Here is a 15,037-nt window from a genome sequence, read left to right on the forward strand (position 1 = left end):
CGTTTTTTTATGGGCAACGATGGGCTCAATCGCGTTCGAACACCGCCATCGATTCCACATGGGCCGTGTGAGGAAACATATTCATCACCCCTGCGGCACGTAAGGTGTAACCCGCCTGATGCACCAGCAGGCCGGCATCACGCGCCAAGGTTGCCGGATTGCAGGACACATAAACAATGCGGCGCGGCGGTTTGAATGGCGCGACCGCGGGGACGACCGCGGGGACGACCGGGGGTACGACCGGGGGTGCGACCGGCTTGGGCGCCGCGCTTGCCTCCCCTGCGGCCCGCGTCTCCTCCTCGCCCGGCGCTCCCAGCGGCCCGTTCACCGCCTCGGCCAGCGCCTTGCACAGTGCCAGCGCGCCATCGCGCGGCGGGTCCACCAACCACAGGTCAGCCTCGCCGTAGGCTTTCAGATCGTCCGCATCCATCTCGAACAGATTGCGGGCGGTGAACACGACTTTGTCTTGCAGATCGTTGTGCAAGGCGTTGTCGAGCGCCCGTGCCACCAGCGTGGCGCTGCCCTCCACGCCCAGCACCTGCCGCGCCTGCGTGGCGATGGGCAGGGTGAAATTGCCCAGACCGCAAAACCAGTCGATCACCCGGTCGGTACGCCGGGCGCCCAGCAGACGCAAGGCCCGCGCCACCATCACGCGGTTGATCTGCGGATTCACCTGGGTGAAATCGGTCGGGCGAAACGGCATGACGATGCCGAACTCGGGCAAGGCATAGCTCAGGGGTTCGGCGTCGGGGTCTAGCGGCGCCACCGAATCGGGCCCTTTGGGCTGAAGCCACCACTGCACGCCATGCTGTTGTCCAAAGTCGCGCAGGCGTTGCCGATCCGCGTCGGTCAAGGGTTCGAGGTGGCGCAACACCAGAACGGTCACCCGATCGCCCATCGCCAGTTCGATCTGCGGCGCGCGCTCAGGCCGGGACAGGCCGGCGATCAGCTCGCGCAAGGGCAGCAACAGATCGGACACTGCCCTCGGCAAAACTGCGCAACTGCGCATATCCGCAACGTAGCTGGAGCCTTTTTCGTGAAAACCGACCAACACCCCGCCCTTTTTCACCACCAGGCGAACGGTCAGCCGCGCGCGGGTGCGATAGCCCCAGTTGGGCCCGGCAATGGGCCGCAGAAGGAGTTGCGGCTTCAGGCGGCTCAAATGCCAAAAGTCATCTTCGAGAATGCGCTGCTTGAACGCCAACTGCGCAGCCGGATCGACATGCTGCATGCTGCAGCCGCCGCAAACGCCGAAATGGGGGCATCGCGGCGTCACCCGGCTGCTCGCCGTGCTGGCCCAGGCCACGGCCTCGCCAGACTCCCAGTTGCGCTTGCTGCGGTGGATGCGCGCCTGCACCCGTTCTCCGGGCAAGGCATTGGCGACGAACACCACTTTGCCGTTTTCGCTGCGCCCGACCCCGCGGGCCTCAAGATCCAGGCTGTCGACCTGCAGCCATTCCAATCGTTGTTCCATCCGGCTATTGGAACAGACCCTAGCCTTGCCACGCGGCGGCTTGCTCCGGCCAGGCGGCAAGATATTCCTGCCAGTGCGATTCCTGCGCCGCGAGGGTGCCCAGGGTGTGTCGCACCAGGTCGATTTCGTCGGCGTATTCGCTCGCGGACAAGGACCCGCGCATGAGCTGGAAGCGGCAATACAACAGATAGGTGTTCATGACATCGGTCTCGCAATAGCGGCGGATGTCGTCGGTCTGCCCGGCAAGCCAGGCATCAAAAACCTTGCTGCCGTCCATGCCCAGCTTGCCGGGAAAGCCGCACAGCTTGGCCAGCACGTCCATCGGCGCATTGGCGCGCGGCTGGTAGAGCGCCAGCAGGTCCATCAGATCGAGATGCCGGGTGTGGTAGCGGGAGATGTAGTTATTCCACTTCATCTCGCGGTCATCTTCTCCCATATCCCAGTATTTCGGCGCCATCACCCCGTGCACCAGGCCACGGTAGTGCAGCACAGGCAGGTCAAAACCGCCCCCGTTCCAGGAAACGAGCTGAGGCGCGTGCTTTTCGATCACGCGGAAAAAGCTCTGCACCACCTGCCCTTCCTGCCCACCTTGATCGACGAAGGAGTGGATTTTCAGCCCCTCGTGATTGCGAAAGGTGCACGAGATGACCAGCACGCGCTGACAATGCACCGGGAGAAAATCGCTCCCGGTCTTTTCCAGACGGCGGGCCTGCGCCTGAAGCACGGCGGCTGCGTCGTCAAGCTCGGGGTCGGCCAGACCCGCAGCGCGCAGCGCGGCGGGGTCGGGGATGGTCTCAATATCAAAGGTGACGATGGGTGTGCGAATCATGGCGGGAAGCAAACATCAACAAGGCAGAACCAGCCAGAGCAAGCCAGTTTCGCCAACCTTAAAGCAGCGAACCTCGGTCGACCCCATTGCGCGCCAGTCGGCCCTTGAGCTTGAGCAAGGACTCCTGCTGGATCTGGCGCACGCGCTCACGCGTGAGGCCGAGGCGCTGCGCCAATGACTCCAAGGTTTCCAACTCGCGTCCGTGCAGCCCAAAACGGGCTTCGATCACTTCGCGCTCACGCTCGGCCAACTCCCCTACCCAGGAATCGACCAGGGCCTCGACTTCGCGGGTCTGCGTCTGCTCTTCCATGCTGAGCGCGTTCTGGTCGGCGAACTGATCGGCGTAACTCTCGCCGCTCTGGGTTTCGCGCAGGGCGTCCAGAGAAGTCGGCTGCTCGGCCAGGGCGAGCAAGTCCGTCACCTCTTCCGTACTGCGCCCCAGGAGCGCGGCCACGTCTTCGTCGGAGGTCTGGCCGCGATAGTCGGCCGCCTGTTCCAGATGCTTGCGCGCCCGCAGCACCTGGTTGAGTTCGCGAATGACGTGCACCGGCAGGCGGATGGTGCGCACCTGCTGCATCAGCGCGCGTTCGATGCTTTGGCGGATCCACCAGCTCGCATAGGTGGAGAAACGAAACCCGCGTTCGGGCTCGAATTTTTCGATGGCGTGAATCAGGCCGAGGTTGCCCTCTTCGATCAAATCGCCCAGTGCCGCGCCGCGGCCGACATAGGCTTTGGCGATGCTCACAACCAGTCGCAGGTTGTGCTCCACCATCGCCTGACGCGCCTCGAAATCGCCCGCCTTGGCGCGGGTCGCCGCCTCGAATTCCTGCTCGGGCGTGAAAAGCGGTTTGGCGCGGATGTGGTTGAGATAGGCCTGCAGGGCACTGACGCCCGATTCATCGTCGATGGCGCCGATGGACGCCGGTGGACAGGGCAAGCCTGTCGGCGCGGGAGCAGACTGCGCATCCGGCGCGGCAGGGCTCTTGTGCGCGATCATTTCCCAGGGTTCTGCGCCGTTCTGTGGGGCGGACCTGGCCGGCGGATCGCCTGCCGCTGGGACAGACACCCCTTGTTCAGAAGGCGAGTCGGAGACCGGTTTGGGGCGGCGCGGCATGCGAGCGGTCAGGGCTGTTTGGGCAAGAGCCCAATGGGATTGATGGACTTGCCGCGCAGTCTGATCTCGAAGTGAAGTTCAACCCGTGGGGCATCGGTCGAACCCATCTCGGCGATCTTCTGTCCGCGCTTCACGGTTTCGTTTTCTTTTACCAGCATGACATTGTTGTGGGCGTACACGCTGATGTAATCGTCGTTGTGCTTGATGATGATCAGCTTGCCGAAGCCGCGCAATTCCGAGCCCGCGTACACCACCCGACCCGCCGCCGCGGCATACACCGGGTCGCCCAGATTGCCCGCAATATCGATGCCTTTGCTCGTCGTGCCATTGAAGCCCTGAATGATCTTGCCGCTGGCCGGCCATGACCAGACGATGCCGTCGTGGGTGGCTGTGGTCAGATTGCTGGCCATGACCGCAGGCCCCGAGGGCGGTGGGCTGGCGGGGGTGACAGGAGCGGGCGGCACTGCAGCGGCCGCCGAGGGTTTCACGGGATTTGGAGCGGGCGGCGGCGCCGTGACCGGGGCTGCAGGCGCCAGCGGCGTGACGGCAAAGCTCTGCGCCGTGCTCCCGGCTGGCAGCGACGGGGCAGAAGTAGCGGGCGCGGTTGCCCCGGCGACTTGCGTCCCACCTTGTGGCGGAGCAACGCGCAGCACCTGACCGACCTCGATCACGTTCGGGTCGTCCAGGTTGTTCCATTGCGCCAGGGCCTGCCAGGTCGTCCCGAATTGGAGGGCAATGCGCCGCAAGGTGTCGCCGGGCTGCACGGTGTAGTACCCCGGCTGTCCCGCCAGAGAGGACGAAGCGGCGGTCGCGATGCCCGCAGGCGCCGCAGCCACCGTGGCGGGCGGCGCGTAGACCGGGGGCACTTTCTGGAAGGTCTTGGACTCGACCGGCACGGGGGCCAGCGCCACCGAGGTACAGGCGCCCAGCATGGCAGCGGCAGAAAGAGTGAGGGCGAGCAGGGCGATCCGCATGGTGGGCAATGTCAATGAACAACGTCGATTCAGGTCAAACCAGATTTTAAGGGGACGAATTTGGCGCCTTCGAGTGGCTGCACGTCGAATGTAGTCGCTGAGCGCTTGCGGTACAGCAAGAGTTGCTGTGGGTCGCCGATGGGCGCAATGAGCACCCCGCCCACTACCAACTGATCGAGCCAGACCTGCGGCAAAGTCAGCGCCGCAGCCCCCGACAAAATCGCGTCGAACGGGGCGCCCTGCGGGCACCCCAGCATACCGTCGCCCAGAATCAAACGCAGGTTCGGCACCCTCAGGGCACGCAGATTGTTGCGCGCCAGATCGTGCAGCGCGCGTATGCGCTCGACGCTATAGACGTCTGCTGCCACCCTGGCCGTCACGGCCGCGGCGTAACCACAGCCGGTGCCGATGTCGAGCACCTTGCCCAGATTGGCGCGCGGCGCCAGGGCCTTGAGCGCCGCATCCAGACCGCGGGCCACGACCGAGGGCTTGGAGATGGTTTGTTCAAATCCGATGGGCAGTGCGTTGTCGAGATAGGCTTGAGCGGCCAGCCCAGGATCGACGAAATGATGGCGCGGCACATCCTGCAAGGCCTGCAGCACCCGCTCGTCAAAGTGGCCCGATTGCCGCAATTTGTCGACCATGCCGCGACGCACCGCGTCCGAGTCAAGTCCGGCCTGACGCGGCAGGCAGCGCGAGGGGCCTTGCGACGCGCCGCGCGTTTGCGGTTCACGTGGGACGGGCAACGCAACGGTTCGCGCCCCCACCACCTGCCCTCTCGCCGGGGGGGGCGTTGTGGGCGTCTTGCTCAGCGCCGCATCAATCGCTTGGCGCGCAGGCCAGTGCACAAAGCGCTGCGGCGACTTGCTGCCCGCACTCACGCACCGCCTCGCGTTTCAAAACGGGCAGCACAGGTCTGGAGCTGGGCATGGTGCGTCAAATCCAGTTGCAGCGGCGTGAGAGAGGCGCACCCTTGAGCGATGGCATCGAAGTCGGTGCCCGCTTGCTGGTCCAGCGCCGCACCGGCGCCGCCGATCCAGTAAATCGTGTCGCCATAAGGGTTTTTCTGTACCACCACGGGCTGGCTCGGATGCCGCTTGCCCAGACGGGTCACGCGCACACCGCCGAGCTCATTCAAAGGGCGGTTTGGGACGTTCAGGTTGAGCAATTGCGCTTGCTGCGGCAGGTCTTCGACCAGTTTCGCCACCACCTCAACCGCCACGGCGACGGCTGTGTCCAGATGCACCCAGCCCTTCTCAACCAGTGAGATGGCCAAGGCGGGAATTCCGAACAAATAACCCTCGGTCGCGGCGGCCACCGTACCCGAATAAATCGTATCGTCGCCGAGATTGGCGCCGTTGTTCACCCCGCTCACCACCAGATCGGGGCGGAAATCGAGCAAGCCCGTCAGCGCGATGTGCACACAGTCTGACGGCGTGCCATTCACATACCGAAAACCATTGCTGGCGGTATAGACCGACAAAGGCCGATTCAGCGTGAGCGCGTTCGAGGCAGCACTTGCGTTCTGTTCGGGCGCAATGACCGTCACATCCCAGTGAGCCCGCAACCCATCAAAGAGCGCGGCAAGGCCGGGGGCCAGATACCCATCATCGTTGGCTAGAAGAATTCGCATGGCCGCATCTTATCGGGTCATTGCGACCAGAATATGCCGACCTGAAAACGACAAGGTTTCGACTCAAGTCGTCATTGCTGGTTGGTGCCCGGAGCGGGAATCGAACCCGCACGCCCCTTTTCAGGAAAGCGGCGGATTTTAAGTCCGCTGCGTCTACCAATTTCGCCATCCGGGCAAGCAGCAGCACGCGCTGCCTCGACGGCTTTGCAGGCGAAATACAGCGCCCTGCAATCCGCGCCTTGACTTGTTTTCGTAGTTTTTTTGCGCGGCGTTTGGAGGTTTCCCGGGACCACGCGCACAAAACCGAACAGCGGTGCTTGAATTCAATTCTACTGAGTCCGCCCTGGGCATTGAGCCGGTCTGGCGCTCAGGGCCAATTCGCAGACGACCACCGTCGTTTCACATTGGCCGCTGTTTTCGTTTCCACTGCGGCCCACACCGTTCAAGATCCTCAAATTCGTGCCGTTACCCCTTTAAACTGTGGATTTTTCACGCCACCACGATGCCGCGAGCAGCGTGAAGGATTTACAAAACATCCCGACCGCACGCATTATGGGCGGCCTATTCTCTGCAGCATCATGTCCGCCACTTCGATCGCCGCATCCGCTTCGCCGCCTTCCAAGACCTTGCCAGGCTTGGCGCACGCCTTGGTGCAGGCCGAACTGCTGCCGCGGACCCTGGTCGAGCAGATCCACCAGCGTGGGCAGGAAACGCGTACAAGCTTCATTGCCACGCTGATCGGCAGTGGGTCGATGAATGCGCCCGATCTGGCGCACTGGGTCAGCAGAACATTTTCATTGCCGCTGCTGGACCTCGATGCCTACGACCCGACCCGTCTGGCGACGGGGGCCATCGACTCGAAGATCATTCAGAGCTACAAGGTTTTGCCTCTGCTCAAGCGCGGCAACCGTCTGGTGGTCGCGACGGCCGACCCAGCCGATCACGAGGCGGAAGACAAAATCAAGTTTCAATCGCAGGCTCAGATCGAGCTGGTCGTCGTCGAATACGACAAGCTCACGCGCATCATCGACCAGGCCGGTCAATCGGCCAGTTCGCAGATCTCCGCCCTGGTTGGCGAAGATTTCGATCTGGGCGATCTCAGCGACGGCAGCGAAGCACCCGACACCAAGGAGCAGACTGCTGAGGTCGATGACGCGCCGGTGGTCAGGTTCCTGCAAAAAATGCTGATCGACGCGATCAATATGCGCGCTTCCGACCTGCATTTCGAGCCCTTCGAGCATTTTTATCGCATCCGCTTTCGCGTGGACGGCGAGCTGCGTGAAATCGCGCAACCCCCGGCCTCGATCAAAGAAAAGCTCGCTTCGCGCATCAAGGTCATTTCCAAGCTGGACATCGCCGAGCGCCGCGTGCCGCAGGACGGGCGCATGAAGCTGCGCATCAGCCCGGAAAAATCGATCGATTTTCGGGTAAGCACCCTGCCCACGCTGTACGGCGAAAAAATTGTGATGCGGATTCTGGACTCTTCCTCGGCCAAGCTGGGCATCGACGCGCTGGGCTACGAGCCGGAGGAACGGGAAAAGCTGCTTCGCGCGATCCATCGCCCCTACGGCATGATTCTGGTGACAGGCCCGACCGGCAGCGGCAAAACCGTGTCGCTCTATTCCTGCCTGAACATCCTGAATCAGCCGGGAGTCAATATCTCGACTGCCGAAGATCCGGCTGAAATCAATTTGCCCGGTATCAACCAGGTCAACGTCAACGAAAAGGCAGGGCTGAATTTCGCCAATGCGCTGCGCGCCTTCCTGCGCCAAGATCCCGACATCATCATGGTGGGCGAGATCCGCGATCTGGAAACCGCCGACATTTCGATCAAGGCCGCGCAAACCGGCCACTTGGTGCTCTCCACGGTGCACACCAATGACGCCCCCACCACGTTGACCCGCCTGATGAATATGGGTGTTCCCGCGTTCAATATTGCGTCCAGCGTCATTCTCATCACCGCGCAGCGTCTGGCGCGCAAACTTTGCACCCAGTGCAAGACCCCGGTCGACCTGCCCGCACAAACGCTGCTGGAGGCCGGATTTCGCGAAGAAGACCTAGACGGTAGCTGGAAGCCCTACAAGGCGGGAAAGTGCAACGCTTGCGGCGGCACCGGCTACAAGGGGCGTGTCGGCATCTATCAGGTCATGCCGATCACTGAAGAAATACAACGCATCATCCTTAATCACGGCACAGCCATGGACATCGCCCAGCAAGCACGCAAGGAAGGCGTGCGTTCTCTGCGGGAGTCCGGGCTGATCAAGGTGAAACAGGGGGTCACATCCCTGGAAGAAATCATCGCCGTGTCCAACGAGTAAACGGGGGAAGCACCATGGCTACAGCGGCAGCGCGAACGGCGAAGGAAGCGCTATTCGAGTGGGAAGGGAAAGACCGGCAAGGCAAGCTGCAGCGCGGTGAGTTGCGCGCGGGCAGCGAGGCCATCGTCTCCGCGTCGCTGCGGCGCCAGGGCATTCTGGTCACCAAGGTGAAGAAGCGTCGCCTGACCAGCGGCAAGGCGATCAAGGCCAAGGACATTTCCACCTTCACCCGCCAGATGTCGACCATGATCAAGGCCGGCGTGCCGCTGCTGCAATCGTTCGATATCGTGGGTCGCGGCCACCCCAACCCCAACATGGCTCGGCTGATCATGGACATCCGCGGCGATGTGGAAACCGGCACCAGTTTGTCCAACGCCTTTCGCAAACATCCCAAATACTTCGATGCGCTGTATTGCAACCTGGTCGAAGCGGGCGAGACGGCCGGTATGCTCGAATTGGTGCTCGACCGTTTGGCCACGTATCAGGAAAAGTCGCTGGCCATCCGCAGCAAGATCAAGAGCGCGCTCACCTACCCGATTGCGGTGATGGTCGTGGCCTTCGTGGTGGTGTCCATCATCATGCTGTTCGTCGTGCCCGTGTTCACGGATGTGTTCTCGCAGTTCGGCGCGAGCCTGCCCGCCCCCACGCTGATGGTGGTGGCCATATCCAACTTTTTCGTGCACTACTGGTACATCCTGTTCGGCACCATTTTCCTGGGCGGCTACTTCTTTCTGCAGTCGTGGAAAAAGTCCATCAAGATGCAGGAGACCATGGACCGGCTGCTGCTGCGCGTGCCGGTCTTCGGCAAACTGGTGCGGCTGGGCGCGCTGGCCCGCTGGACTCGCACCCTGGCCACAATGTTCGGCGCCGGAGTGCCGCTGGTCGAAGCGCTCGATGCCGTCGGGGGCGCGGCCGGCAACATCGTTTATCTGCGCGCCACGGAAAAAATCCAGCAAGACGTTTCTACCGGCACCAGCCTGACGACGTCGATGCAGACGCAGGGGGTGTTTCCGCCGCTAGTCATTCAGCTCACCTCCATCGGTGAAGAGTCGGGCTCGCTCGATTCGATGCTGAGCAAGGCGGCCGACATCTATGAGGCCGAGGTGGATGAGTTGGTGAAAAACCTCTCGGCCCTGCTGGAGCCGATCATCATCGTGTTCCTCGGCGTGATCATCGGTGGGCTGGTGGTGGCGATGTACCTGCCGATTTTCAACCTCGGCAAGGTGGTCGGTTGATGCCCGATTTCGGCGCGCTGCCGCTGACGTTCTGGATCGTGGCCGCCGGGCTGTTCGGTCTGGCGGTGGGCAGCTTTCTGAATGTGGTCATCTACCGTCTGCCGGTGATGATGGAGCGGCAGTGGCAGGCCGATGCCCACGCCACGCTTCATCCGGACGCTCAAACCCAGCCTGCCGAACGCTTCGATCTCATCGCACCGCGTTCGCGCTGTCCGTCCTGCGGTCATCAGATCCTGTGGTGGGAGAACATTCCGGTGCTCAGCTATCTGTTCCTCCGCGGGCGTTGCTCGAGTTGCCACGCGACGATTTCGCCGCGCTATCCGCTGGTCGAACTGATCACTGCGCTGCTGACTGCGGCGGTGGTCGTGCGCTGGGGTGCGAGCGGGGACAGTCTGGCCTACATCGTCCTGCTCTGGGCGCTGATCACCCTGGCCTTGATCGATTTCGACACCACGCTGCTGCCCGACAGCATCACCCTGCCCCTGTTGTGGCTCGGGTTGCTGTGGCACGCCTGGCTGCACCCGGAGCAGCTTTCCAGCGCGGTGTGGGGTGCGGCTGTCGGCTACCTCGCGCTCTGGACGGTCTACCAAGGTTTCAAGCTGTTGACCGGCAAGGAGGGCATGGGCTTTGGCGACTTCAAGCTGCTGGCTGCACTCGGCGCCTGGTTTGGCGTTGCCGCGCTGCTGCCCATCATTTTGCTGTCCAGCATTTGCGGCGCGGTGATCGGCATCGCCTTGCAGTTGCTCAAACTGACGGAGCGCGGCCGCCCGATTCCTTTCGGGCCCTTTCTCGCCGCCGCCGGCATTTTGTTGCTGCTGATCGGGCCGAACACCCTGGTGGCCCTGCTGCTTCCCGTCTCCGGGGCATGAACCGGGCGCCCCGCCTGCGCATTGGCCTGACGGGCGGCATCGGCTCGGGGAAATCGGCAGCGGCCGATCGGCTTGCCGCCCTCGGCGCCGCCATAGTCGACGCTGACGTGCTGGCCCACCAGCTCACCGCCGCCGGGGGCGCGGCAATGCCAGCGCTTATCGAGGCCTTCGGCGAACAAATCTGCGATGCCAGCGGCGCGCTCGACCGCGCCGCCATGCGCCAACGGGTGTTTGGCGACCCACAAGCTCGCGCGCGGCTCGAATCCATCCTGCACCCTCGCATCGGCGCGGCCATGCGCGAGGCCGCCTTTCAACGGAAAGGCGCTTATGTCGTTTTCGTCGTGCCCCTGCTGGTTGAAAATCTGGCGCGCTGGCGGCCGCAGATCGACCGCCTTTGCGTGGTCGATTGCCCCGTCGAGATGCAGGTCGCGCGGGTGCAAGCGCGCTCGGGGCTGGATGTTGCCACCATCAACGCCATTCTTGCGGCACAGGCCACGCGGGCGCAGCGTCTGGCGGTGGCTGACGATGTGATCGACAACAGCGGCGATCTGCAGAGCCTGAGCGATCAGGTCGATTTGCTGCATGCGCAGTATTTGCAACTTGTGCACAAAAATTGAGTTCGGTCGCGGCTTGCAGGACAATGCGGTCAGCCGCCGCAACACCCGCTGACGACAAACCAATATCTCTCGCACAGGGTCTTGAGCCCTTGCGGCACCCCACTGGATCGGTCCGTGATTCTGTACGAATACCCCTTGCACGAACGCGTGCGCACCCTGCTCAGGCTGGAACACCTGTTCCGCCGAGCCGATGTGTTGCAGCAAAGCGCCCTGCCGGAGCATCACCATTTCGCGCTGGTCACCCTGTTCGAGATCATGGATGTCGCAAGCCGCCAGGATCTCAAGTCTGAAATCCTCAAGGAACTCGAACGCCATCGGCAGACCTTCATCGGCTATCGCGGCAACCCGGCGGTGGCCGAGTCCGCGCTCGATGCCGTGCTCGGCGAACTCGATCAGGCCTACCAGGCGCTCGGTCAGCAGCACGGCCGCGTGGGCCAGAGCCTGCAGGACAACGAATGGCTCATGGCGATCCGCAGCCGGGCGGGCATTCCCGGCGGCACCTGCGAATTCGACCTGCCCGCCTATTACGCTTGGCAGCATTTGCCGCAGCAACAGCGCCAGAGCAATCTGGCGCAATGGCTGCAGTCCTTTGCACCGCTGGCCAGCAGTATCGAACTCCTGTTGCGTCTGCTGCGCGACTCCGGCAGTACGCGCAAGATCCAGGCCGTCAATGGCGCCTACCAGCAACAACTCTCCGGCAAGACGTATCAACTGCTGCGACTGCGCATCGACGGCGCTCTGGGCCTGATCCCGGAAATCACCGGCCACCGGCTGATGGTGTCGGTGCGCTTCATGCAACCCGACGCCGATTGGCGCATCACGCCCAGCACGGATGAAGTGCCTTTCGACATGACCCTTTGTCCTTGATCGTCCTTGATCGTCCTTGATTGGCCTTGAAACTTGCCATGGACTCAGATTCTTCTCCTACCTCGCGTCCCAAGGTGCGATGCCCGCAATGCGGCACACTCACCGTTTACAGCCTGAGCAATCCCTGGCGACCGTTTTGCAGCGAGCGTTGCAAGTCGATTGATTTCGGCGCCTGGGCCAGCGAGAGCTATCGCGTGCCGACCAAACCCGACGCCGCTGATATAGATGCACTGGAACAAGAACTCGAACGCAGCAATCTTCAGAACCGGGGCCAGCCCCACTGAGACTTCACTGAGAGACTCCACTGAGCGCGCACCGAGCCGTGCGCAGCGTTCAGCCCCCTTCCTGCGCCAGCCACCCCAACACCGGCAACGCGCCGGGCAGCACCGGGCTGAGCGTGACCGGCAGTGTTTGCCACGATAGTTGCTGGCCTTCGCGGCCCTGCGGTTCGCCGTCCCACGCGGTGATGCGGCAAAACTGCAGATCGACCAGGGCATGGGGATAGTCCACGCGCAGGCTGCGCCAGAACTGGGCCTGCCGCACCCGCACCCCCAGTTCTTCTTCAAACTCCCGGGCCAGCGCGTCTTGCAACGATTCGCCGACTTCCAGCTTTCCGCCCGGAAACTCCCAATAGCCCGCATAGGGCTTGCCCTCGGGGCGCGAAGCCATGAGAAAGGCGCCGTCTGCGCGCACCATCAGCCCGACCGCCACCGCAACCGGTGTGCGCTGAGCCGGGGACGGATTCACTTCCCGCCGCGCCCCGCCCAGTCGCGGGCGAACTGCCAGGCCACGCGGCCAGACCGGGAGCCTCGCTCCAGCGCCCAGACCAGCGACTCCTGCAAGGCTTTGTCCATCTGCTTGTCGGCCACGCCGAAGGCGCGCAACCAATGCTCGGCGATGCGCAGATAGTCGTCTTGACTGTAGGGATAGAAACTCACCCAGAGCCCGAAACGCTCGGACAGGGAAATTTTTTCTTCCACCACTTCGCCGGGGTGGATCTCGCCATTCTCGAGATGCTTGTAGCTCAGGTTCTCCTGCAGATACTCGGGCATGAGATGCCGTCGGTTGGAGGTGGCGTAGATCAGCACGTTGTCGGCAGTCGCGCTGACCGAGCCATCGAGCACCGATTTGAGCGCCTTGTAGCCCGGCTCGCCTTCCTCGAACGACAGATCGTCGCTGAACACGATGAAACGCTCGGGACGATCTGCGAGCAGGTCGGTGAGTTCGGGCAGATCGACCAGATCGGCCTTGTCCACCTCGATGAGACGCAACCCTTGGCGCGCGAATTTGTTCAGACTGGCCTTGACCAGGGACGATTTGCCCGTGCCGCGCGAGCCAGTGATGAGCACATTGTTGGCCGGTTTGCCCTGCACGAACTGGCGGGTATTGCGCTCGACCTTGCGGCGTTGATCTTCGATGCCGATCAGATCGTCGTAAGTGATGGGCGAGAGCTTGTGCACGGGCACCAGCTGCTTGCGCCCGCCCTTGCTGATCCAGCGAAAGGCGACCGACGCCGCCCAGTCGGGCTCGGACAGCGGAGTGGGCAGCAGCGTTTCCAGCCGATCGAGCAGGCCATGGGCGCGTTGAAACAGCGCGGCAAGCTGGCCGCTCAGATCAATGGAAACTGGCGCATCGGCACGAGGAGCATCCACTTCAACGCGGGCTTGGGTGCGGGCCGTCTTGCGGCGGGTTCCGGTTTGGGTCGGCATGGGTTTCAGGAGCGGTAATCGGCATTGATGGACACATAGTCGTGCGACAGATCGCAGGTCCACACCGTCGCCGCCGCCGCGCCGCGGCCCAAGGCGATGCGCACGGTGATCTCGGCCTGTTTCATCACGCGTTGGCCCTCTTCCTCGCGGTAAGCGGGATGACGGCCGCCGCGCGTGGCGACATGCACGTCGTCAAGATAAAGATCGACGCCCTCCACGTCGAGATCGGTCACCCCGGCGTAGCCCACTGCCGCCAGAATGCGGCCCAGATTCGGGTCGCTGGCGAAGAACGCGGTTTTCACCAAAGGCGAATGCGCCACGGCATAGGCCACCAGGCGCGCTTCGTCGCGGCTGCGTGCGCCTTCGACCCGCACGCTGATGAACTTGGTGGCGCCTTCGCCGTCGCGCACGATGGCCTGGGCGAGTTGCTGCGCCAGCGCGGTGAGCGCGGCCTGCAAGGCCTGCGCCTGAGGGCTGTCCGCGCGGGTGATTTTCGCCAGATCCGTCTTGCCCGTGGCAACGACGACGAGGGAATCGTTGGTCGAGGTGTCGCCGTCGATGGTGATGCTGTTGAACGACTCGTCCGCCGCGGCGCGGGTGAGCTGCTGCAGCACTTCGGGCGCGACCGCGCAATCCGTGGCGATGAAGCCGAGCATGGTCGCCATATTCGGGCGGATCATGCCCGCGCCTTTGCTGATGCCGGTGAGCGTCACGGTGACGCCGTCAATCGCCACCTGCGTGCTGGCCGCCTTGGGCAAGGTGTCGGTGGTCATGATGGCGGCAGCGGCATCGAGCCAACCTTCGCTGCGCGCTGCGGCAATCGCCGCGGGCAGGCCGTCGATCAGGCGCTGCATGGGCAGCGGCTCAAGAATCACGCCGGTGGAAAACGGCAGCACCTGCTCGGGCTGCACGCCAAGCAGGCCCGCCAGTTCCACGCAGGTCTGCCGCGCATCGGCCAGACCCTGAGCGCCGGTTCCGGCATTGGCGCAGCCGGTGTTGATGACCAGGGCGCGCACGTCCTGCCCGCCCGTGCTTTGCAGATGCTCGCGGCACACCTGCACCGGTGCGGCGCAAAACCGGTTCTGGGTGAACACTCCCGCCACGCTGGCGCCGGGTGCGATCTGGATCACGGTGACATCCTTGCGCCCCGGCTTGCGGATCTGCGCCTCGGCGACACCCAGCAAAACGCCCTCAACGGCGTGCAGGCGACTGGGATCAGGGACTTGAAGATTCACCGCCATGACAGACTCTCCACAACGTGATGCCATTCAGGATGGGCTGCAGGCCCGACGGGCCCTGCAGCCAGGTTCAACTCAGCTTGCCGTGGCAATGCTTGTATTTCTTGCCGCTGCCGCAAGGGCAGGGATCGTTGCGGCCGACCTTGGGGTAAGGATTTTC

Annotated in this window: 15 protein-coding genes, 1 tRNA gene and 1 pseudogene; 6 read left to right on the forward strand and 11 right to left on the reverse strand. The window is 63.4% G+C overall.

Annotated elements, in window-relative coordinates; genetic code table 11:
• Nucleotides 1-25 precede the first annotated feature (25 nt).
• The 7 genes from rlmD to B3H47_RS08760 form a co-directional block, all read right to left on the reverse strand.
• Complete coding sequence (gene rlmD / locus B3H47_RS08730) at nt 26-1,474, reverse strand: 23S rRNA (uracil(1939)-C(5))-methyltransferase RlmD (RefSeq protein WP_286986744.1); 1,449 nt, start codon at nt 1,472-1,474, stop codon at nt 26-28.
• A 19-nt stretch (nt 1,475-1,493) separates the two neighbouring features.
• The gene (locus B3H47_RS08735) at nt 1,494-2,303 is read right to left on the reverse strand and encodes a 3'-5' exonuclease (RefSeq protein WP_276706101.1); all 810 of its coding nucleotides are present in this window, start codon (nt 2,301-2,303) and stop codon (nt 1,494-1,496) included.
• A gap of 58 nt (nt 2,304-2,361) precedes the next feature.
• On the reverse strand, nt 2,362-3,417 hold the full coding sequence (rpoS, locus tag B3H47_RS08740; RefSeq protein WP_276706099.1) for an RNA polymerase sigma factor RpoS: 1,056 nt from the start codon (nt 3,415-3,417) through the stop codon (nt 2,362-2,364).
• Between the two features lie 8 nt (nt 3,418-3,425).
• The gene (locus B3H47_RS08745; protein WP_286986745.1) at nt 3,426-4,391 is read right to left on the reverse strand and encodes a peptidoglycan DD-metalloendopeptidase family protein; all 966 of its coding nucleotides are present in this window, start codon (nt 4,389-4,391) and stop codon (nt 3,426-3,428) included.
• A gap of 29 nt (nt 4,392-4,420) precedes the next feature.
• Nucleotides 4,421-5,035 carry a protein-L-isoaspartate(D-aspartate) O-methyltransferase gene (locus tag B3H47_RS08750; protein WP_286730635.1) on the reverse strand — a complete coding sequence of 205 codons (615 nt, stop codon included), beginning with the start codon at nt 5,033-5,035 and terminating at the stop codon, nt 4,421-4,423.
• 233 nt (nt 5,036-5,268) lie between these two features.
• Nucleotides 5,269-6,024, reverse strand: coding sequence for a 5'/3'-nucleotidase SurE (gene surE / locus B3H47_RS08755; RefSeq protein WP_276706094.1), 756 nt, complete (start codon nt 6,022-6,024; stop codon nt 5,269-5,271).
• Between the two features lie 82 nt (nt 6,025-6,106).
• Nucleotides 6,107-6,199: transfer RNA gene (locus B3H47_RS08760), tRNA-Leu, on the reverse strand.
• Between the two features lie 403 nt (nt 6,200-6,602).
• Between B3H47_RS08760 and pilB the strand changes: the two genes are divergently transcribed.
• The 6 genes from pilB to B3H47_RS08790 all read left to right on the forward strand — a co-directional run bounded on the left by pilB (nt 6,603) and on the right by B3H47_RS08790 (nt 12,214).
• Nucleotides 6,603-8,342, forward strand: a complete 1,740-nt coding sequence (pilB, locus tag B3H47_RS08765; RefSeq protein WP_286986746.1) for a type IV-A pilus assembly ATPase PilB — start codon at nt 6,603-6,605, stop codon at nt 8,340-8,342.
• A 14-nt stretch (nt 8,343-8,356) separates the two neighbouring features.
• Nucleotides 8,357-9,577 carry a type II secretion system F family protein gene (locus B3H47_RS08770; RefSeq protein ID WP_013104550.1) on the forward strand — a complete coding sequence of 407 codons (1,221 nt, stop codon included), beginning with the start codon at nt 8,357-8,359 and terminating at the stop codon, nt 9,575-9,577.
• Nucleotides 9,577-10,446, forward strand: a complete 870-nt coding sequence (locus tag B3H47_RS08775) for a prepilin peptidase (RefSeq protein ID WP_286986747.1) — start codon at nt 9,577-9,579, stop codon at nt 10,444-10,446. The genes B3H47_RS08770 and B3H47_RS08775 overlap by 1 nt, the downstream gene beginning before the upstream one ends.
• On the forward strand, nt 10,443-11,063 hold the full coding sequence (gene coaE / locus B3H47_RS08780) for a dephospho-CoA kinase (protein WP_013104548.1): 621 nt from the start codon (nt 10,443-10,445) through the stop codon (nt 11,061-11,063). Before B3H47_RS08775 ends, coaE begins: the two co-directional genes overlap by 4 nt.
• A 114-nt stretch (nt 11,064-11,177) precedes the next feature.
• Entirely contained in the window at nt 11,178-11,930 is a 753-nt protein-coding gene (gene zapD / locus B3H47_RS08785; RefSeq protein WP_013104547.1) for a cell division protein ZapD, read from the forward strand.
• Nucleotides 11,931-11,968: 38 nt separating this feature from the next.
• A complete protein-coding gene (locus B3H47_RS08790) occupies nt 11,969-12,214 on the forward strand; it encodes a DNA gyrase inhibitor YacG (protein ID WP_013104546.1) in 246 nt (81 codons plus the stop codon).
• Between the two features lie 49 nt (nt 12,215-12,263).
• Here B3H47_RS08790 and B3H47_RS08795 read toward each other — a convergent pair whose 3' ends face one another.
• From B3H47_RS08795 to B3H47_RS15330, 4 genes and pseudogenes are all read right to left on the reverse strand, one after another.
• On the reverse strand, nt 12,264-12,677 hold the full coding sequence (locus B3H47_RS08795) for an NUDIX domain-containing protein (RefSeq protein ID WP_286986748.1): 414 nt from the start codon (nt 12,675-12,677) through the stop codon (nt 12,264-12,266).
• Complete coding sequence (locus B3H47_RS08800; protein ID WP_414718239.1) at nt 12,674-13,543, reverse strand: ATP-binding protein; 870 nt, start codon at nt 13,541-13,543, stop codon at nt 12,674-12,676. Before B3H47_RS08800 ends, B3H47_RS08795 begins: the two co-directional genes overlap by 4 nt.
• Nucleotides 13,544-13,644: 101 nt before the next feature.
• Nucleotides 13,645-14,880 (reverse strand): bifunctional glutamate N-acetyltransferase/amino-acid acetyltransferase ArgJ, encoded by a 1,236-nt coding sequence (gene argJ, locus B3H47_RS08805; protein ID WP_286986750.1) that lies wholly within the window; start codon nt 14,878-14,880, stop codon nt 13,645-13,647.
• Nucleotides 14,881-14,947: 67 nt separating this feature from the next.
• Nucleotides 14,948-15,025: pseudogene (locus B3H47_RS15330) on the reverse strand (SEC-C metal-binding domain-containing protein); the annotation flags it as partial.
• Between the last annotated feature and the right edge of the window lie 12 nt (nt 15,026-15,037).

The organism is Thiomonas sp. UBA7699 (assembly GCF_002482605.1).
GTDB classification, from domain to species: Bacteria; Pseudomonadota; Gammaproteobacteria; order Burkholderiales; family Burkholderiaceae_C; genus Thiomonas; species Thiomonas arsenitoxydans.